We start from the raw sequence: 20,874 nt of genomic DNA, 5'->3' as shown, positions 1-20,874 counted from the left end.
ACTCACGAGAAGTAAGAAGTATATTCAAACTTGGTTAACATCATTTCTAAAACAACATCTCGGGATAACTCAGAAACAGAGAAGGTGTTGACCTGGCTTGATCTTATCTGCTCCAAATTAGAGTTAATTTTTTGCTTATCTTCAAACAAATAAGCATCATCCAAATTAGCAATAGAACTAGATTGCAACTCATTTTTGTTGGTGTAGTTATACATACCGACCATCAATTGATGGAATAAGGCATCCCGCCCTAATTCAATTGCATCAAGGTAGAAGTTTACACTTCCACTCTCAAAAAAATTCTCATCTGCCTGTCGAATAATCATGTCAAGTGGTGATGAATAAAGATTATGTTCGGTATATGGAATCTGAGCCATAAAATCATCTTGTAAAGCTTGAATAGAATAAGCCGCAACACGATTGTCTTTTACCGCAATGCTTAAAAGAAATTTACCGTAATTGAAGTAATTAAATTGTACGCCATCATCAAGACTAGATGCTTTTACAGCCTGAGGTAACCCTGCGGTTTGCTTTACGTAGTCAAATGAGTGCCCTACCGTCAATTGCGAAATAAGACGGTATTCATTTTCATGGGTAAAATTTGCTTTTATTTTTTGATATGTATTTACCAGAACAGCTTCAGTATCGTTCCAACCGCCAATAGAAATAATTACAGCGGCAATAGAAAATATTATCGACTTGGTTTTCACCATCAACGTTGTCATAAAAATGTCAAAAATAATTAAATCGTGATATTTACCCAGATAATATCACCTATAAAAAATAATACTGAACCAATATCACGCTTTTATACTTTGACGATTTAGTGTCACATTTAAAATAAAAACGACATTTTATTGCCGCTTAAAAAACAGCCTAAAAAACAAAAAAAACAAGAAATAGAAACAAATAAAAATAACTAGAAACCAATTGAAACGTAAGAGATCAGAAAAACACCAGCTCAACCTAAACTTATAAATCTAATTGGCACCCATTAATTATGTAACCATTTATTTCAACACTAAAAAACAGGAAGCTAAATTCAGCTTATTCATTTTTTTGAACGGCGTTTTTATATAAAAAAGCCACCTACCTGGGATAATTAGAGATATTCCGCATTGCACAACAAAGTCAGTTACTCACTAATGATTATTACGACAAGGTTAATAATAATAATCTTTGCTAGTAAAAGAGAGGTTTACAATGAAATAAAGTAAGACATATCTGAATAAAAAAGAAGACAAGTGTAAACAACTTGGAGGCATAGCCTTTGCAAAAACACCAGCAGAGCGCTGGTGTTTAAGAGTATAAAATCAATACAACCTAATGAACTAACTGAGCAAACTCGCCAAACCACTTGCCCGCTCGGTACGCATGGTCACCGAGCGCTTGAGTACCTCATGGGTAGCGAACATATAGAGCTTGGATTTCGCCCTCGTCACCCCGGTGTAAACCAGCTCTCGGGTCAGGATCGGGCTAAAGTCGGGTGGCAGTACCATCAGGGTATCGGCAAACTCTGAGCCCTGTGATTTGTGGATCGTCATGGCATACACCGTATCGTGCTCGGGCAAGCGGCTTGGTAGCACGCCACGAATAGTGCCGTCCGGCATCTCGAAGTACACCCTGAGTTTGCGATTACCCGTTTGCGGATCGATCTCGCTGTCATACATCGCAATTCCAATATCACCATTGTAGAGCCCCAAACCATGGTCGTTCTGACTGATCATCACCGGCCGGCCGACATACCAAGTCTCATCACCCGGCGTAATTTTGCCCTTGCGCGTCAAGGCCCGTTCGATACGTTGATTCAAGCCAGCAACACCAAAATCACCTTCACGCACCGCACACAACAGACGCACCTGGGCAAAGGCTTTGAGTACCTCGCCCGCAGCCTTGCCTTCGGCAATGGCATCGAGATAATCGCTATAGAAGGTCACCACATTGGTGATCATCGTCTGGTAACTTTCGCTGCCCAGTGGATAGTGTTGGATGTCGCGAAAGCCCTTTTGCCAAACCTGTTCAACCTGATAGGGCTTACCACTATTGATCGCCTTGGCCAACTGGCCGATCCCCGACTGGGCATGAAAGCGATAGCTCTTTTGCAGCATACACAAGCTATCTGCCACCGCGGACGGGGCAGCCTGTGCTTGTTGGAAGCGAAAACCCGTCAATTGGCCAAGTAACTGGCTTTGCTCAGTCGTGTAGCCTTGCTCAGCAAAGCCACAAATATCACCCAGTACCGCACCGGCTTCTACCGAAGCCAGCTGATCCCTATCACCCAGCAAGATCAGCTTGGCATGAGCAGGTAATGCATCGAGCAATCGCGCCATCATCGGTAAGTCCACCATCGAGGCTTCATCCACCACCAAGACATCCAAATGCAGCGGGTTATCGCGATTATGGCGAAAGGCAACCCGGTTAGGGATAGCTCCCAGCAAGCGGTGAATGGTGCTGGATTGAGTCGGGATATTACTTTTAACAACGTCATCAACCGCAAGAGAATCCACCGCCGAACCAATCGACTCGGTCAACCTTGCGGCCGCTTTACCCGTAGGTGCCACCAGCTTGATATCAGGTAATAGCAACGCTCCCTGCTCGTCCCGCACATCACGCTGGATGGCTTGGGTCACCAAGGCGGCCAGCAATTTGGCGACCGTGGTTGTTTTACCGGTACCGGGACCACCGGAGATCACCGCAAACTGACGGGTCAGGGCAACAGCTGCCGCGACTTTCTGCCAGTTAAGGCAGCTCTCGGCAGGTACCAAGGTATCCAATACCGATAACGCCTCGACACTGTCGGCAGCGACAAGAGCGGCGTCTATTGCCGTCCAATCCAAAGCGGATGAGGTGACAACATCCAGCTTGTCACAGACTTCCCGCTGACACTCCTGCGCGGTGCCCCCTTGTTGCTCAAGCTGTTGCAAGGCGGCAAACAAGTAACGGTAATCACGGGCAAACAATTCATCGAGTTTGGAGGCCATCAATTCAGGCTGAAGATCATTTCCTCCTCCTTGCGCCCGCAGGCGAAGCTGGGAAGCGACCAGTTGCTCGAACTGCCAATAGCGGTTGAGGTAAACCCTTTCGCCATCCATCACCAGTGGTGTTGCGCGGCTACCGTCCGAGACTGCCCCTGACTGTGCCAGCAAGGCTTGCCATAAGTGGGGCTCTGGCAAGTCATCGACCAAAGGTAAACTGAGCTTGCTCGGCAGGCTAAATAGCCGCGCCGTATCAATCTGCGACAATAGTAAGCACACATGACCCTGCCCCAGTTCATAGCTTGCCAGCGCGGCGATTAACGTGACTAAACGGCTCACCTGCGGGTCAGCCGATCCTGTCACTTCAGCTTGGCTTCCAACAACTAGCTGGCTACTGCTTAATGCAACGAATTTGGCAAACTGGTGATCCAGCGGACGCAGACTCCCCTGGCGGACAAGAGTCTCTAGGTGGTTAAGCATCTGGTGATTCTCCATCAATCAAAGTCTCCAGTTCGGTCAACAAAGCCAAGGATGGCTTGGCACTAAAGATACCGCTATCGCTACCGGCCTTAACTCCCCGCAAGAATAAGTAGTAGACACCGCCGAAGTGAGCATCGTAGTTATAGTCAGCCTTGCGGCTCTTCAGGAAGCGGTGCAAGGCCAGCGCATAAAGCTGATACTGTAGATCGTAGCGGTGATCGACCATTGCATGATCCAGCATGTCTCCCCGATACACGTTCGGGTCGTCACCCAGCCAGTTTGACTTCCAGTCAAGCACGTAATATCGGCCATCGTACTCGAACACCAAGTCAATAAAGCCCTTCAGCATACCACTGACAGTGGCGAAACCCAGTTCGCCGGCCTTGGCCGACAATTTGTCGTGGCGGGCAATCACCTTGTTGAGTAACGGTGCCGACAACAAATTGATCGGCAGCATAAACTCCATTTCGGTCAGGCGTTGGGCTGGCGCCATCTCGCCCAACCGCATCGCATCACCATCGAGCGGACACGCCAGTACATCGCGGATCATAGTCTGCAATACCGGCAGCCATTCCTCGTCATAATTTTCCAGCCGTAGCAACTCCAGGATCTTCTCTGTGGTTTCCGGGCTATCGACCGGTGCAGTAAACTCCACTTCCTCAAACAATGTATGCAAGAAGGTCCCCGGTCTTGCGCCTTTCGGGAAGGTGTAAATCGAGCGGGCTGGTTCAACGTCTTCATCACCCAAGGCTTCATCACCCGATGAATCGGTATCAAAACCCGGCAACTCGAAAGAGGCATCATGGTGGCTATGGCCTTGCTTGATCAGCCCCGAATAACTGGTGACCCACCAGCTACGGTCAATGTGTTTATCAAACACGGATGCCGATAACTGCGGCTTCTCTTCCTCAAGCGGTAGCCAAGGACTATCCGGCAACGGCGGAGGTGGCAATACCGTAACCGCCTCAGATTGCGCAGCCAGTGCATCCAGCGCATTTGCCAATTCGGTCAAGCCGCCCTCTTGGGCGTTTTGTACCAACCAGCCGATTGCCGAGCGATGAAGCCCGGTAGGCTCCTTGCGGCTCAAACCGTTGCGGATCGGTGACATCCCGATATAACAGCCATACACGGCACGAGTCAGTGCCACATACAGCAAGCGCAGATCTTCCGCTAACCGCTCTTTCTCGGCCAGCTCCATACTTTCTTCGCTGGCGGCGATATCCAGCACCGACTGCTGGCTCTGCTCATCATGGAACAATGCGGTACTGGCTTCACGGTAACTACAGACAAAAGGTAGGAAGACGATGTCATATTCAAGTCCCTTGGACTTGTGGATCGTTACAATCTGGACCAAGTTACGGTCAGACTCCAAGCGTAACTGCTGCTCATCGGCATTGCCGTTGGGCTCTTCAATATGCTCGGCTAGCCAACGCAACAGGCCGTGATCACTGTCGAGGGTTTGGCTCGCCTGTTGCAGCAACTCACCAATATGCAGGATATCGGTCACCCGCCGCTCCCCCCCATTTTGGCTCAGCAAGGTTTCCGGGATCTTACGCTGGGCCAGCATATGGCGCAGCATCGGCAGCACCCCGCGGCTTTGCCACAGCTTGCGGTAACCACGAAATTCCGAGACATATTGCTCCCAGACGGTTTCACTGGTGTTCATCGCATCAAGCGAATGCGCTGTAAGGGCAAATAAACTTGAAGCCAGTGCGGCGCGCATATTGCGGTCATCTTCAGGGGTCAGTACCGCCTGTAAGAAACGCAATAAATCCACCGCTTCGATACAGGCAAATACGCTATCGCGGTTAGAAAGATAAACACTGGCAATGCCTTGATCGGCCAAGGTACGGCGGACCAATGCTGCTTCGCTACCGGTTCGCACCAACACCGAAATATCACTGGCATGAATTGGCCGGGTTTGCTCACCGTCCACCAATACGGCTTTGTTCTGCTGCGATTGGGTGAGGATTTTCTGAATTTCGGCGGTCGTTGCTTCGGCCATTACCTGCTGGTAATCGCCTTTCTTAACCGGCTCTTCGGCTTGCTGGTGCCAAAAGCACATTGCAGGCTGCTTCACGCCATCAAGTTGCCAACCGCGCCCTTGGGCCTTCGGGCTGTGATCAACCGGCAAGAAGGTAATGTCTTCATCGTAGATAAACGGCCGGTCCGGATGCTGGAATATCCGGTTTACGGCACCAACCATTTCCGCGGTCGAACGCCAATTGGTACCCAGCGTATAGTGAGCAGTGACCTGACGGCGTGCCTGAATATAGGTAAAAATATCGGCGCCACGGAAGGCATAAATAGCCTGTTTGGGGTCACCAATCATGAACAGACCGCAAAGGGAGCTCGTATCTTCTGGCTGCTCACTTTCAAGATGGTCTTCACCATAGCGCTCCTCACCATAAATGGTGCTGAAAATACTGTACTGCAACGGGTCGGTATCTTGGAATTCATCGATCATCGCCACCGGGAACAAGTGCCGGATCCGGCTCGCCAGCAATCCGCTTTCATCTTGGCTAAGCGCCGCTGAAAGCTGGGTTAGTAGATCGTCAAAAGAAAGCCAGCCTTTGCGCTGTTTGGCATCAATCAAAAGCTGGCGACACTCTTTTATCGCATGGGCCAGCAAGGGATCACGCACATTGGGTTTGTCCGCCAGCAGCTCACCGATAGCCACAAATACTGGATGCTCCGGTGGCTGGCCTTTGCTGGTTTTCTCACACAGCACGTGCTGGTCAAATTTTTCCAGCGATTTCGGCAATTGATAACCGGTATTGTCTCGCTCGGCCCATTCGCCGACTTCAGCCAGCGCTTTGGGCAAACTGGTTTTGGTATAGCTGCGCTTGTTCACGCCAGAGCTGGCAATAATGTCATGCAGATCACCGGCACTGTCGCGCCACAATCGTTTGACGTGATTGATGCGCTGCAAATTTTCTTCATGTACTTGCTCAAGACTGCCGCTCAGCTCTGGGGCACGAACGGTTATTTCAGCACCAGACAAAAAGCGGTTGATCTCTTTTAGCAATGCGCCCGGTGCTGCCCAGATTTTTCGAACTTCCGCCGCCAGGCTTCGCGGCAGCGGGTAAAAATTACGGCGCCAGAAATCGGCCACAACCTGAGCCCGCAAGTGGCTCTCTTCTGTAACGAACTCATTGTTGAACAAGCTACCCGACTCAAAGGCATTCTGGGTTAACATCCGCTGGCAAAATCCGTGGATAGTAAAGATCGCGGCCTCGTCCATCTGGCGCTCAGCCTGCAACAAGATCGCTGCTGCCGCCTTGTGATCAGAGATATCGACCAACAGTGGCTTAATCACCGGATCATTACTGCTGCCCCGACTAAAGGCCAAGCGAGCATCGTGGATCCGGCGACGAATACGATCACGCAGCTCAGCGGTCGCCGCTTCGGTAAAGGTCACGACCAAAATATGATCAACCGTCAGCTCACGGGGGAATCGAGTTTTATCGTCACCATGACCAAGCAGCAAGCGCAAATACAAACTGGCAATGGTGAAGGTTTTCCCGGTGCCGGCCGAGGCTTCAATCAAGCGGTTGCCGTGAAGAGGAAAACACATCGGCTCCAGCGGCTCCGGAGTAATGAGAAGAGATTGTTGAGTCATAGAATACGCCGATTCCTATTAGTGAACTGGGCCACGTTTTCATCAGAAAACCCCGCCCACCCAAAATTATTTTTTGTGATCCAGTACAAATTCAAATAAATATATCGAATTTAAGCACTAACTCATCTATCAATATGAGAGATGTTTCACGGTTTCCACCGGGGGGGTCCGCTAGTATCTCAGCCACGAAATCTGGTCACCTCTGGACCGGTGGCCGTACAGCGAACACCCTACAATCAATAATGATTTGCTGGCGGCCACGCTACACCTTCTTACCCACAGTACAACTAACCCTGTTCGACCTCTCGCAACTGCATCACAGCAGGCTTTAGGATATGGGTTTCCCACTGCAATAACTGTTCAGCAAGTTCGTCATCCCATAACGGCCACACCCGGTGGATATAGCTGTTATTACCTTCACCGTCGAACATATAGCCACCGTTAAACGCCTCAGCCCTTTTGCCGTCGGCTTTCGTCAAGGTCGCTTGATCGTCACACCATTGCCCTTTTTTATCGATACACGCCTGGATCCCGGCATGAGCAGTACGAGGGAAATACGGTAATGGCAGGGTTAGACCCCTATCATAGCCTTCAATCAGTGCTGCCAATTGCTCCATTGCATACTGCGCCGATACGGGTTCTAGCTGCCAGCAGCCATCTACTCCGATAAGGTATGTAGGTTGGCTTGGCTTCATAACGGCCAAACTTAAATGCTCAAGCCAACAGGCCAGAATATCCTGCGCCCGGATTTTACCCGGCCGATAACGGACCAACCCTTGCTGGGTAACATGTTTGAGCCAGCCCTGTAGGCGAATACCGCGCCCTGCAACCGTCACGATACAATCTACCTCAACATCCGGTCGCGGTTGAGCCATAAACTGGGCCACACTATCGGCCAATTGCTCTATCTGAACACGCTCTTCCAACAATTCCAGCTCACCAAATTGTGCCACCGGTAAGCCTCCAGCCGCCTGCTGGTAACGGGAGAACTGATCGAAAGCTTGATCGCGACTTATTGGCTTGCCTAGTGAGGATTGTCTTTGACAATCAAGGAAGGTCGTCAACAAGGCTTCACGTAACTGGTAGCGTCCCAGGCCATCAAGGGCAAACGGCTCATCATCTTCCGGCCCACCCTGATGACCATCAAAGAACACTTTCAAGCGACGATTAAAGAAATACTGTACTGGCAAACGCCAGAACCGGCTCAGTTCCGCCAATTCCAATACGCCCTCAGCCCTGTCGTCGCTCAAATCCGGCTCTAGCGGCACCGACTGGAATATATCAGGCTCGATAAAGGCCTGATTGGCAACCGGAAGCCATTCTGCGGCATAACTATTATTACCACCGCTAAAAGACTGCGGACTGAAAGGCACCAATGGATGGGTTTTGGTTAGGTTGGTCACCAACAGGTGCGCCGACGCATCGACCGGCAATGTTTCATCACCGGCCAGGCAATACCCCTGCTGACAATACTCAAGTAATTCGCTCACCAGTACCGATGGGACTTTCTCACTGTTATCCTGGATAGAGCGCCCAACATAACTGATATACAAGGCTTGTTGGGCTGACTGGATAGCCTCGAGGAATAGGTAACGGTCATCATCCCGGCGCGAGCGGTCACCGTGACGAGTTTGGCCCGCCATAAGATCAAACCCTTCGGGCGGGATCGAGCGAGGGTAAACACCGTCATTCATCCCCAGTAAGCACACGACCTTGAACGGGATAGAACGCATCGGCATCAAGGTACAGAAGTTCACTTGGCCAGCCAAAAAGCGCTGGCTGATCCGCTCACCCGATAGCTTACCGTTGAGGTAATCGCGCATCACTGCAGGCGTAATATCCGCAGAGTAACCGGCATCCGCCAACTGCTGCTCAAGCTGCTGGAGCTTGTCGCGGATCATCCGGAGCACCATCTCGCCGTCAATATCGACTGCAAAGCAGTCATCCAACATTTGGTTGAGTACCGCTATCCAACCGGCGATCGGCTGTGGCCGTGCCAATTGCTGGCGGTAATGCATCAAGGTTTCGATGAACAGACCGAGCTGACCGGCCATCTCGGCATCCATCCCTTGCACTTCTTCATAGGCCAGCACACCTTGGTACAACCCGGCCTCTTGTGGCATGGCATAACCTAGCAGCATACGCTGTAAACCGAACAGCCAAGTATTCTGCTGCTGGCGTGGTAAGGCGAATTCCTCGGCGGTGTCATCATCCAGCCCCCAGCGGATCCCCACTTCTTCAATCCACAGCTTAACCCGCTCGAACTTGTCGCTATCAAAGCCAAACCGAGCCATGACCGCCGGAACTTCAAGCAGCTCCAAAAGCTCCGATGCCTGACAGCGGCTTTCCGGCAATGCCAATAGACGCAAAAAGGCGAGTAATGCGGGGTTTTCTTGATCAGCACTGCGATCCGAAATAGAAAACGGTATATAGCGATCACCCGGCGCATTGCCAAATACCGCTTGTATATATGGGCTGTAGTTGTTGATGTCTGCCACCATCACCACAATATCCCGGGGTGATAGTTCAGGACTCTCCGCCAGCATCGCCAATAGATTATCGTGCAGTACTTCCACTTCGCGCATCGGCGAGTGGCAGGCATGGACACTCAGCGAGCTGTCATCGGCGGCAATGGCCAGTTTATGATGGCTAGACTCGGTAATTTCATCATTGATCCTATCGTCCAGATTGAGGATGTCGGCCTGAATGGCATGGAGCAGGGAGTCAGGCTCGATATCGACAAACGCCTCAACCTCATGGGCTTCCATATCTGATAACAGATACAGGTTATCCCGGCCCAGCTTACCGAGTGATGCCAGCAAGGTATTACCGACAGCTCCCTCATGGGTTTCATCTACCACATTGGCTTCAATATCCCCTTTGAGCGGCGAAATCACCGCACCGTGTTCACTGTGATCAGCACACCACTGCAACTGCTGGCGCTGCTTGGCCGCCAATCGGGCAAGGAATTTACGATCGCGTACATCGCCCCAGTAATGCCGGCAAGGGTTGGTGAACATCAGGTGAACATCGATATGTTTGCCCAGCGCGGCTAACGCATCGAGATAGCGCGGCGGCAGCGCAGAGATACCAAAAACAAACAACCGCTTAGGTAATCCTTCAGGTAGTGGCGAGCCACTTTGTAAATAACCTTCGAGGGTTTCGATAAAATGGTCATATAAATTGGCACGGTGATACGGCGACTGGCCCAGAGCCAAGGTGTGATCATAGAGCGACTGCCACAGCAAGGGCTGCCACGGGTGTTCTTCCACCAACTCAGGATCGATCACGTCGGATTCCCAAGACTGGATCCACTCCGGTCGATACACCAGGTATTGGTCAAAAATATCGGCGATTTTCTCAGCTAGCTGGTAGCTTTTAACCAAGTTGGGGTCGTCATTGAGATAGTTGGCCAATGGTGCAAACTCGGGACGCGACAGCTGCTCTGGCAGCACCTGCAACAGCTTCCAGGTCATGGCCTCTTTGTTGAAGGCACTACGTGCAGGCACATCACTCAGTACTTGAGTGAACATATTCCAGATAAACGTCGCCGGCAGCGGAAATTCGATATTAGCGGCAATCCCCTGAGACTTCGCCAGTTCCAATTTCAGCCACTGTGACATACCAGGACTTTGGACCAAGATCTGCTCTTGCTCGAACGGATTGGCCAATGGATCCAAACGGATTAGCTCAACAAGCAGGGACTTAAGAAGATCCAGTTGATTTGAGTGATAGACAGTAAACACGCAAGTGACTCACCGGTAGAGGAAATTACCTTTGATTGTCTACCATCAATGGATTAGCTGCAAATTCAAATCATTAAAAAGCCCAGCGTTGCTGGGCGATTAATCAGATGGCTTCTAAAGTACTGAACCTCTCAGTGTCCTATCACGCACGGCTAGGTGTCAAGCAATGCAGCAACTGAGCAACTGGGCGGTAGAACGCCGCATAGCGAAGAGCCACATAGCTCACGACCCCAGTAGCGATATAGAGTTCCAAGTGTGCTAATGAAGACACCTGTTGAATATATTCCACATCATACCCCTGAGTGGTCATCCAAGCTGCTGCTTTGAACATCGCTGTCGCACCAATCACCAATGGGAAAGTGAAAGCGGCATAGCCTGGGCTAAACGACAAACGAAGCAAACGGAAGAACGCTAGGTAAATGACAAAGGTCATCAATACTGCAATCCCACCCAGCAACGCAATCACAACCGGTGATGGCTCTTGGCTGACAGTCAAATATCCAGCCAATGATAGACTTGCTGGCGCCGCCATAATCGCAATGGTTGGTTTGGCCGCATCAGGAATTTCATGGCTAAAAATTAGACGATATACCATCAAGGGCAACATAACGGCATAGATCCCCATACCAAATAGCTGTAAACCTTCTGCCAATGGACGCAATGCACCGCCAGGAAAAGCCACGTCAGCCACTATGATGCCAATAGGTGGCACAAACCAGCTTGGTACCATATGGTGCAATTCAAAATCTTTTACCCGGTGGTAAGTAAACAGCGCCAAAAAGATCAGGTGCAGCACAACCGCCGCAAGCCATAATGCCTGCCCTGCAATCGGATAGTAGATACCCAACGCCTTAGAGACGACCATGGTACCCATTGCAAAGGTTGGTACGACGCTACCAACAACGGGGTGGCTGATATCTTGCCATAATGCTCTTGGATGGATAAGAAACTTAAACAGCAACACAACCAATAAGATACTAGCAATCCCTGCTCCGATAAGCTGTCCACGCCCACCAAGATCAGCAGCATTTTCCCAACACCAACCGAGACTCCCGATACCTAGTGCTAAGCCAGCCATTGGGGTTGGTGCGCCCAGCACTTTTTGCTTTGTTACTGTAATCATATCGTTACTCCCCAAGACAGCACGTCACTATTATTGAACACCCCGGTAGTGTAGCGACGCCCTAGTGTTTATGATACTTGAATATATTTAATGTATAGTTAAGAAAAACGGAACGACATACAGAATAAATAGACAGAACAAGAGACACCGAATGAATATAGCCTTACGCCAATTGAAAGTGTTTGTCACCGTCGCCCAGGAGCTGACCATTACAGCCGCGGCTGAGAAGCTATTTCTCTCTAAACCCGCCGTCAGCATGGCACTTTCAGAACTAGAAAAGCAACTTGGGCACAAGCTGTTTGACCGCAACAATAACCGCTTGTTGATCAACGAACAAGGTAAACGCTTATTACCGCTGGCCGATGAGTTACTGGCGCGTAGCCAGGATATCGAGCAACTATTTAGCCAAGAAGGCCCAGTAACGGGAAAGTTGAAGATCGGCTCAAGTGATACCGTGGGTAACCAAGTAACCCCGTTTCTGTTGCGGGACTTTCGCCAAGACTCAGGCCATAGTGATCAGAGCTTATTTATCGCCAATACCGCCCATATCTGCCATATGCTCAGTGAGTTCGAATTAGATATCGGCCTTGTCGAGGGCAAAGTACAAGCCGACAACCTCGCCGTAATACCTTGGCTGGGCGACGAAATGGTGGTGGCCTGCCACCCCAACCACCCACTGGCACAGGCTGAACAGCTAAGCCTGAGTGATCTTGAACACAGCGAATGGATCCTACGCGAACCGGGTTCCGGTACCCGAGAATACTTTCTTGGCCGCCTAGCCCCGCGGTTGGAAGACTGGCATCAGGCTTTCGAGCTCAACAACACCGAAGCCATTATCAACTGTACTGCTGCCGGCCTTGGCCTTACCTGTCTCTCCCGTCGAGCTGTAGAGCATGCCGTCAAAGATAACCGCCTCACCATTCTGCCGCTACCTCTCGATATGCAGCGCCAGTACTGGATGCTCTACCACAAGGAAAAATACCAGAGTCCATTACTAAAACTGTTTATTGCTTTTTGCCAGCAGTGGAAGTCGCCTCTATGCGACACTACAGCAGAAAGGTGAATGATCAAACTCGATTATCACCACCACTAAAAGCAATGATTTGGCTGATCTGACACATTGATCGGCCAGATTCCTGCTGCCAGCCACAGAAAGCAGATTGTGCCGCAGTCAGAGATTTCTGTGTATCTCGCCCACCATCAATAATTCCGACCTGACGCAGATAGGCTTCAACATCCCGGCTCAGAATAAAGGTATCTTTACCCATAATGCGCAATGTATAAGGGCCGGTATTACCGCCCAAGCGCTTACCGTGCTTTTTCAAATAGCGCCATAGCCCGGTGATATCATCCTGCGGCCAGTCGGCGACCATGGCTGCAAAAGAACCATGCTCAAGCGCCGCTTCATGGATCATCTGGGCATTATCTGGAATGGTCATTACTTTGCCCAAGTGACGAATGATAGCCGGCTCGGTCGCTTTGCGCTCCCACATTTCAGTCGGCATTAACAGCATCTTTTCGATATCAAAGCCGAAGAACACCTCTTCGAAATTGGGCCATTTGTTACGTACTACCTGCCAACTGATCCCGGACTGAAAGACTTTCTGGGTAAACGCCGCCAGCCAGCGATCATCTCCTATTTGTTTCAGCTGTTCAGCTGACCATGGGGTCGCTAACATGCTCTCTAGCACACCCTCTCCACCCTTGCGCTCCGCGGCTCGGGCATATATTTGCGAAAATTTTTCTTTTGCCATCACATTAACACGCTTATCACTGGACATTGCCCTTAATGCTACTGTATAAACAGCCAGTAAATCAATTTCGGGAGAGGGTGACCATGGCTGTTATCATCAAATATGTAGTTGAGCGCAACGGAGAAGAAAAGATGACTTTCACCTCTAAGTCCGAAGCCGACGCATACGACAAAATGCTAGATATGGCGGACGAGATGTTTACTTTGCTAGGCGAAAGTGAGCTTTTCGAGGATGAAGCCAAACAAGAAGAGCTTTCGCTATTCTTGGCACAAAAACGTGAAGACGTGCTTGTTGCACTGGGCGCGAAGAAAAAAGCAGCGCCAAAGAAAAAAGCGGTAAAACCTGAGCTTGTTGAAGAGCAACAGGATGATGCTGCGGCTTAATCACTAAGCTTGCCAACATGCTTCATGACAAACCTCCTTTCAAGGAGGTTTTTTATTTGCTCTCGAAGATAGGTCAACAAGCCCTAACTTTATGTTCCAGTAATCAAATCATCAGTAGTGATAGCGCTGCACATTGTCATAATTTCATCATTTTTCACCGATTACTCCCTCCCCCCTTCAATATCGACGCAAGTGTCTTTATGATGGGTTCATCACACTTTGCCGACCTACAGCGTCCGGCATGAATTACTTTGACATGGAGAACCAACAGTAATGGCCAGCTTTTCACTAGCCCTTGGTACTGCAACCAAAAACCGCGATAACAAAATCATTGAAGCGTTTTTTCCAACCCCGATCCTAAACCCAGCTGACGCGCTAGTTGACGCCATTGCCGCTATCGTCGATTACAAGGAAGGTAATCAGGCTATCGAAATCACGGCAGCCCAGAGCGCTGACCTTGCAGCCGCTTTCAGCGCTGCAGGTGAAGAAGCCTGTGCAAGCTTCGCAACTAAGGCTGCGGCATCAGAGCAACCGCTTGTTGTTGTTATCCTTGCGACTGACGAAGCACCAACTTCAGTCTCTGAAGGCTTCCTGAAGCTACAACTTATCTCTCACCGCCTAGTTAAGCCACACGGCGTGGTACTAGACGGTATCTTCGGTCTGCTTCATAACATTGCCTGGACCAGCCAAGGTCCTATCGATTTACCTGAGCTGGCTGATCGCCAAATGGAAGCTCGCCTGAATGGCGAAACTATCACTGTCGATTGCGTCGACAAGTTCCCGAAAATGGTCGACTACGTAGTACCGACTGGCGTGCGCATTGCTGACACATCACGTGTTCGCCTAGGTGCCCACGTGGGTGAAGGCACAACCGTTATGCACGAAGGCTTCATCAACTTCAACGCTGGCACAACAGGTGTGAGCATGGTTGAAGGCCGTATCTCTGCGGGTGTTGTGGTGGGCAACGGCTCTGACATCGGTGGTGGTGCTTCTATCATGGGTACTCTGTCTGGTGGCGGTAAAGTCGTTGTATCGATTGGTGAAAACAGCCTACTGGGTGCCAATGCCGGTCTGGGCTTCCCAATGGGTGACCGTTGTACTATCGAGTCTGGTCTTTACGTGACGGCGGGTTCAAAAGTCCGCATGCTAGATAAGAGTGGCCAAGAAGTTGAAATGGTTAAAGCACGCGATCTTGCTGGTGTTTCTGACCTACTGTTCCGTCGCAACTCTGTGACTGGCCAGATCGAGTGTCTAGCCAACAAATCAGCAGTAGAGCTCAACAGCGAGTTGCACAGCAACAACTAACCGCCGTTGAAAAACGCCTCATATGAGGCGTTTTTTCTTTATCGATACTTGCCTGACCATCCTGTTACTCCCCCTTACGACTTTGATAGCCTAATCTACACTCGTTCACTTTTCGCGTGTAAACCTGATATAACGACTGCTCTAGATAATCAATAACAGCAAAGTAACTGTCTCTACCTGTATCATGAAGCCCCCCCAGATTGCCAACCTATAGGTGTTTGTGAGAGGGTATCGGCAAACAAAAACAAGGAGAGAGAAATGACGTTTTTCTTTGAGCGGGAAGAAACAGACAGCGAGATCAAAATTATCCTTAAACCCCATTCATTGTATGTAATGCTGTCAATGTTGGCAGTATGGCTAATCAATGAAATGGTCCTACATATTATGCCGGTAACTCAAATCATCATGCCCATGTTCATCATCTTTATGGTGATCCGATTCTTCTCCTTGGTCAAGGTGCAAAAAGAAGTACTGGTCGCGATGAAGCAAGGCAAGGTACAAACCACTGGCAGTAAGTTCTCCTTCGGCAATCCTTTTACCTACATCATCAGCAAGTAAATAAGCGCTCGTTCCGATTGGGAAATAATCCCGTGAGCCCGCGCTGCTTATCCTTCCACTCCTAACCATGCATACTATTCATACCCAAGTCACTTACTATGCTTGGGTCTGCGAGAATTGACTGGAGGTCAGGATAGGCAGCAATTTGTCGATTTCGTTATGATTGAATAGCAATCACAGCACAGTCCTTATTCATCTCGCCCTTCGGGAGCAAATCAATGCCCCCACTTCAGCACCAAATAACCTCGCAATTGGCTAGATATTCCATTCGGTTATTTTCCTTAAACGGAACACAGTGATTCAGCTCTGGACCCAGCAACGTCCAGTCACTTGGGTATAAGCCACAAAACAGGAGGGAATATGACAGGATTCAACTGGAAACCACTATTGCTTGCATGCTTGATTGTCAGTATCGGCCAATTAAGCTTAGGGCTTGTCTTTCCTGCACTCCCTGCCATAGCAGACTCCCTTCAGCTCTCTACCGAACAAGCTCAGTTATTAGTTTCAGGGTATTTATTCAGCTTCGGTGTCTCACAACTTATCTATGGCCCGTTATCCGATGTCCTTGGCCGTCGGCCCGTATTGTTAAGCGGCCTATTAATTGCCGCATTAGGGCTGGCGGTCACTGTCTTTGGTGCCGACACGTTCCATTGGTTGCTGCTAGGCCGGATTATCCAGGGTATGGGCGCAGGCAGTGTAGCGGTATTAGCACGGGCCACGATTCGTGATAGCTACCAACGCCAAGATCTGGTCAAAGCTATGACTTGGTTGGCAATTGTCGCCGCCTTCACTCCTATTATGGCCCCCGTCGTCGGCGGTATTGTGAACCACCATTTTGGTTGGCTAATCGTGTTTGTCGTACTGCTGGGCTATATCGCCATCGTCTGGTTACTGTTACTACTGTGCTTTTCTGAGACCCTATCGGCTACCCAACGTCCCCAATCAGTAGGCCAACTGGCAAAATCCTACCAGTCATTGATTCAAGAGCGGCACTTCCTGTCCTTCGCCGGTATCGGCTGGGTTAACTTCTCGCTGGTTGTTCTGTCTATCTCGATGATGCCGTTTATCATGCAGATACAGATCGGAATGAACTCCGAACGTTACGCTCTTTGGGCGATGGGTCCTGCGTTTGGCTTGCTATGTGGCGGCTTAATCTGCCAAAGGCTACGGCCAAAGCTGGGAACGCAAAAAATGTTAATGCTCTCCCCACTGCTACACCTTGTGGCTGGTTCGGTATTGATCGTAGCTCCCCTATCACCAGTCTGGATGGTCACCGGCCACTTCCTGATGGCGATGGCAAACGGCATTGCTTTTCCTTGTGCCCAATCACTGCTGCTTGTTCCCTATGGCAACAAAGCCGGCACGGTTTCAGCCCTGTCAGGTGCCTGCCAAATGGTGTTTGCTTCACTGCTCAGTAATGGTTTACTGAAGTTGGGGATCAGCCAAGCGTGGCACTTAGGTGGACTGATGGTGATAGGAGCCGGTCTAGGGCTGTTACTGGCTATACTAGGTACAATGAGCGAAAGCGGCCGCCGTGCAGTGGCAACTCTCAACGGATAAACCATAATTAACTCAGATCGTTAATTGAGGGTTAACCATGGCTAGGTTACTGGGTCTTTGCTTGCTGGGCATTTCACTCACTTTTCTGGGAGCTTGTTCAAGCCAGTACGAAACCAACTTGGCGAAAAACAAGCAATGGGAAGAGCTTGGTGCCTATCATGGAGAGCAAGGCTATAGAGAGTTGAATGAAATTGATCTCGGAAAACGTGGCGGCTTTTCTGAAGTTGAGTATGAAGAATACCGTGCAGGCTACCTGAAAGGACGATTTGATTATTGCGCCGGTAAGCAAACCGTAGACACTGTCATCAATCCAGGCTATCCGGATGACTGCCAAGATAATCAATCAAGCTCAAGTTATGGCTTGGTTGATCGAGGTTATTAGTTCGGCATTTGTGGGCACTAATATCAATGAAAAAATGGCAGCCGAGGCTGCCATTATGATGATTTAAGAGGCTGGTTGGTTGAGGTAAACCCCACTTCCACTCGAATAAAACAGGATTAAATCCAAATCACCGTCACCATCCAGGTCGCCAAATAATGGTCTATCATGATGAGTGCCGAAGTTACCACTAGCTGATGGCGTAAATCGGCCAGTGCCATCATTGAAGTAAAGCTGGGCATCCTCAGTATATGAGCCAGTTAATACCACATCCAAATGGCCATTACTGTTTACATCAGCAAAGGCTGCAGCCCGACCATTAACACCAAATGGAACATCGGATTTTTCAAATACTCCGGTGCCATCATTGATATACAAGTTATTTTGCTCAACGCCCTGAAAGTCCATATTGGTAAGGAGAATATCCGGCTTGCCATTGCCATTCACATCACCCACGGCAACATTAAAGCGCTTCTCTTTTTGGCTGACGCCAAAGCGTTGGCCTGAGTCACTAAAACGCCCCTCTCCATCATTGAGGTAAACCATAGTGCTATTGTCACCACCACCATAGATAATGTCTAATCCGTTTACCCCATCAACATCCGCAAGCGCCACGTTGGATGAATAAGATGCAGCACTATGCTCACTCAAATACTCATCGCTATCAATAAAGCCACCCTGGCGATCGTTGAAATAAATCAGAGGAGCCCTCCATTGTTGGCCAACAACAATATCTAGATAACCATTGCCATTCAAATCACCGACAGCAATAGTCCTTGTCACCCCTTTCCCAAGCAATACACCGGAATCAACGAGCTTGCCATTTCCATCATTAAAGAAGATCTGATCACCATCAGGCGTTGCTCGCACAAGATCCTGGCGGCCATTACCATTTAAATCAGCAGCAGCAATGGCATTGGTACGGCGTTGATCAACAAAGCTCATTTCAGACTCGGTGAAATTACCTTTGCCATCATTTTGGTAAATCATTACACCATTAGTTCGCTTACCCGCAACGAGATCAATATGACCGTTACCAGTAATATCTGCTAGCGCAGACGCATCTGCATAGCGATCCTCACCACTGCCCCCATAAGTGATTTGTTGGTGTTTCACAAAGTGACCATCACCAACATCATCACGCTTTTCCAAGTACATTAGCAGGTTTTCAACCGCCAAAGGTTTCATCTCCAATATCTCTGATGCACCGTAGATACTGTCACGAACCTCAATGCTGTGCTCGCCAGCAACCAAGTGAGCCTTAAGCGACCCAGTATTATATTCAGTGCCGGTCAAGCCAACTAACTTGTCATTGATGTAAACCTCTGCACCAATCGCAGGCTGCCAACCCTTATCAAGGACGCTCAGCATCATCGTTCCCAAGATGCGCCCTGAAATAATGCTTTCCCGTTTTAGCTCCAGTTTACAACCCAGAGTCTGGTTAATTTCAACGTTAATCGAAGTATTGCAGCTTGCGAACGGGACAGAATTGTACTGCTCCAAAGCCTCATTAACATCATGGAATGCCAAATACGCCGTCACTTGGCCTTGACCACCAGTTAGAAAATACTCACTGGCCTTAAAGACGCCATTCATATCCTCAACATTCAGCACTTTTTCTTGAGCTGGGACATTATCGCCACCTAGTCGAACAATCATCGCAAGATTTTGTGCGGAACCAACTTCATCGACAACTTCATTTGGAATAACAAAGCTAAATAAGCCTTCGTCTTTGAGTTCATCCAAGGTGAAGTCGACATCAGTCTGAAGAGGAATAACATCCATCTTGGCATCTTCACCTTCGACAAAGTTGACTCGATTGTCCTCGTCTTCACTCTTACCTACCATCAAGTTGCCATCATAAAGACGCATCGCCAGCAGGTACTCCCCTGGCTCCACATTCATAATTAACTCAGCAATACCTGTTTCTTTGTTGATGGTGTAAACCGTTTCAGCATCATTGTTAATCGATAACCCAAACTGTGGATTTGATAATGACGCCAATTCCTCCGCTGGCCAAGAGAAGGTCAGTTTAGAGACATACTGTACCTTGTCGAAGTCACTGATGGTCTCGCCAAGGTTTGGTAGTAAGATAAAATCAATTTCAGGCTCCTCGCCATCAACAATTTTCTCACCAAGTGCTTGGGCCACATACTGACGCTGCTGGGCCCCCTGAGAACTAAGCAGCAAGACAAAGTCATAAGTCCCTGGCTTAAGAGCTAACGAACGGTGCGAAATCGTCTCTACATTTCCATCGCTGTCCACCTTCTGTGTAACAGGCCAATCAAATGCTTGCTTCTCTTGAGTAAGGACATTCGTCACTTCAAGCTTACCGTCATAACGCTTGTCTTGCATGACTGGCGTCGCTTTAGCCGTTTTGGCTGAGAATACTGACGCTGAAGTTGGTTGCTCATTACCAATAGACTGTAAGTATGTCGCTGCAAACTGAGTATTTACATCGAATTTGGAATTTTGTTCATCCTTGCTATCCCCGTTACACCCTGCCAGCAAAAAAACTATTAAGGCATTAGTGAGGAGACGTTTTTTTCTAATTATGTACATTGTCTTTCCATATATGAGTATTAACGAATTGCACACCAAGGCATACATCGCACCAAGAAGCTAGCACAAACTCATTCAATACAACAACTTACAATCATTTCAAAACATTAAAATAGAGTGCAATAGGACAAGAAGTAATGACAACTAAAGGACGAATATAAAATAAAGAAGCAGAGCGACGGGGACGCCTAGTCTTGGGCTATTTGGCCGTAGGCCAAACATTGACAGATACAAAAAAGCCTCAGCATTTCAGCTGAGGCTTTCGAAGAAGTGGCGGAATGGCCGGGGCGCATTCGACCGCTGGGCGAACAAATAGATTCAAACGTAAAAAAGCCCGAGTCTTTCGACTCGGGCTTAGTATAAGTGGCGGAGCGGACGGGACTCGAACCCGCGACCCCCGGCGTGACAGGCCGGTATTCTAACCAAC

At 49.2% G+C, this 20,874-nt stretch carries 13 protein-coding genes; 6 read left to right on the top strand and 7 right to left on the bottom strand.

Annotated features, from left to right (window positions below; genetic code table 11):
* Positions 1–2: 2 nt before the first annotated feature.
* The 5 genes from ACVA58_RS22085 to ACVA58_RS22065 form a co-directional block, all read right to left on the bottom strand.
* Complete coding sequence (locus tag ACVA58_RS22085) at positions 3–725, bottom strand: ETEC_3214 domain-containing protein (RefSeq protein WP_446512517.1); 723 nt, start codon at positions 723–725, stop codon at positions 3–5.
* Between the two features lie 606 nt (positions 726–1,331).
* A complete protein-coding gene (recD, locus tag ACVA58_RS22080) occupies positions 1,332–3,455 on the bottom strand; it encodes an exodeoxyribonuclease V subunit alpha (RefSeq protein ID WP_446512516.1) in 2,124 nt (707 codons plus the stop codon).
* Complete coding sequence (gene recB / locus ACVA58_RS22075; protein WP_446512515.1) at positions 3,448–7,077, bottom strand: exodeoxyribonuclease V subunit beta; 3,630 nt, start codon at positions 7,075–7,077, stop codon at positions 3,448–3,450. The genes recD and recB overlap by 8 nt, the downstream gene beginning before the upstream one ends.
* A gap of 287 nt (positions 7,078–7,364) precedes the next feature.
* Entirely contained in the window at positions 7,365–10,823 is a 3,459-nt protein-coding gene (gene recC / locus ACVA58_RS22070; protein ID WP_446512514.1) for an exodeoxyribonuclease V subunit gamma, read from the bottom strand.
* A 142-nt stretch (positions 10,824–10,965) separates the two neighbouring features.
* Positions 10,966–11,946 (bottom strand): TDT family transporter, encoded by a 981-nt coding sequence (locus ACVA58_RS22065; protein ID WP_446512513.1) that lies wholly within the window; start codon positions 11,944–11,946, stop codon positions 10,966–10,968.
* A gap of 151 nt (positions 11,947–12,097) precedes the next feature.
* Here ACVA58_RS22065 and ACVA58_RS22060 point away from each other — a divergent pair, with 151 nt between their 5' ends.
* A complete protein-coding gene (locus ACVA58_RS22060; protein WP_446512512.1) occupies positions 12,098–13,009 on the top strand; it encodes a LysR substrate-binding domain-containing protein in 912 nt (303 codons plus the stop codon).
* Positions 13,010–13,013: 4 nt separating this feature from the next.
* On the opposite strand, the gene ACVA58_RS22055 is transcribed toward ACVA58_RS22060, so the two are convergent.
* Positions 13,014–13,700 (bottom strand): DNA-3-methyladenine glycosylase I, encoded by a 687-nt coding sequence (locus tag ACVA58_RS22055; protein WP_446512590.1) that lies wholly within the window; start codon positions 13,698–13,700, stop codon positions 13,014–13,016.
* Between the two features lie 83 nt (positions 13,701–13,783).
* Between ACVA58_RS22055 and ACVA58_RS22050 the strand changes: the two genes are divergently transcribed.
* The 5 genes from ACVA58_RS22050 (at position 13,784) to ACVA58_RS22030 (ending at position 17,888) form a co-directional block, all read left to right on the top strand.
* On the top strand, positions 13,784–14,083 hold the full coding sequence (locus ACVA58_RS22050; RefSeq protein ID WP_446512511.1) for a YebG family protein: 300 nt from the start codon (positions 13,784–13,786) through the stop codon (positions 14,081–14,083).
* A 273-nt stretch (positions 14,084–14,356) separates the two neighbouring features.
* Positions 14,357–15,388 (top strand): 2,3,4,5-tetrahydropyridine-2,6-dicarboxylate N-succinyltransferase, encoded by a 1,032-nt coding sequence (gene dapD / locus ACVA58_RS22045; protein ID WP_446512510.1) that lies wholly within the window; start codon positions 14,357–14,359, stop codon positions 15,386–15,388.
* 258 nt (positions 15,389–15,646) lie between these two features.
* Positions 15,647–15,946, top strand: coding sequence for a hypothetical protein (locus ACVA58_RS22040; protein ID WP_446512509.1), 300 nt, complete (start codon positions 15,647–15,649; stop codon positions 15,944–15,946).
* Between the two features lie 360 nt (positions 15,947–16,306).
* Positions 16,307–17,506: a multidrug effflux MFS transporter gene (locus ACVA58_RS22035; protein WP_446512508.1), complete on the top strand. Its 1,200-nt coding sequence runs from the start codon at positions 16,307–16,309 to the stop codon at positions 17,504–17,506.
* A 37-nt stretch (positions 17,507–17,543) separates the two neighbouring features.
* Positions 17,544–17,888 carry a DUF2799 domain-containing protein gene (locus ACVA58_RS22030; protein WP_446512507.1) on the top strand — a complete coding sequence of 115 codons (345 nt, stop codon included), beginning with the start codon at positions 17,544–17,546 and terminating at the stop codon, positions 17,886–17,888.
* A gap of 63 nt (positions 17,889–17,951) precedes the next feature.
* Here the strand turns inward: ACVA58_RS22030 and ACVA58_RS22025 are convergent, their stop codons facing one another.
* The gene (locus tag ACVA58_RS22025; protein ID WP_446512506.1) at positions 17,952–20,447 is read right to left on the bottom strand and encodes an FG-GAP repeat domain-containing protein; all 2,496 of its coding nucleotides are present in this window, start codon (positions 20,445–20,447) and stop codon (positions 17,952–17,954) included.
* Positions 20,448–20,874 lie beyond the last annotated feature (427 nt).

This window comes from Photobacterium sp. DNB22_13_2, assembly GCF_052873915.1.
Note: the sequence above shows the minus strand (reverse complement) of the source record. Positions and strands in the feature narration are given on the sequence as shown.

Coding starts and splice junctions, on each gene's coding strand:
- ACVA58_RS22085 (WP_446512517.1), bottom strand. CDS start 725: ATGACAACGTTGATGGTGAAAACCAAGTCGATAATATTTTCTATTGCC.
- recD (WP_446512516.1), bottom strand. CDS start 3,455: ATGCTTAACCACCTAGAGACTCTTGTCCGCCAGGGGAGTCTGCGTCCG.
- recB (WP_446512515.1), bottom strand. CDS start 7,077: ATGACTCAACAATCTCTTCTCATTACTCCGGAGCCGCTGGAGCCGATG.
- ACVA58_RS22065 (WP_446512513.1), bottom strand. CDS start 11,946: ATGATTACAGTAACAAAGCAAAAAGTGCTGGGCGCACCAACCCCAATG.
- ACVA58_RS22060 (WP_446512512.1), top strand. CDS start 12,098: ATGAATATAGCCTTACGCCAATTGAAAGTGTTTGTCACCGTCGCCCAG.
- ACVA58_RS22055 (WP_446512590.1), bottom strand. CDS start 13,700: ATGGCAAAAGAAAAATTTTCGCAAATATATGCCCGAGCCGCGGAGCGC.
- ACVA58_RS22050 (WP_446512511.1), top strand. CDS start 13,784: ATGGCTGTTATCATCAAATATGTAGTTGAGCGCAACGGAGAAGAAAAG.
- dapD (WP_446512510.1), top strand. CDS start 14,357: ATGGCCAGCTTTTCACTAGCCCTTGGTACTGCAACCAAAAACCGCGAT.
- ACVA58_RS22040 (WP_446512509.1), top strand. CDS start 15,647: ATGACGTTTTTCTTTGAGCGGGAAGAAACAGACAGCGAGATCAAAATT.
- ACVA58_RS22035 (WP_446512508.1), top strand. CDS start 16,307: ATGACAGGATTCAACTGGAAACCACTATTGCTTGCATGCTTGATTGTC.
- ACVA58_RS22030 (WP_446512507.1), top strand. CDS start 17,544: ATGGCTAGGTTACTGGGTCTTTGCTTGCTGGGCATTTCACTCACTTTT.
- ACVA58_RS22025 (WP_446512506.1), bottom strand. CDS start 20,447: ATGTACATAATTAGAAAAAAACGTCTCCTCACTAATGCCTTAATAGTT.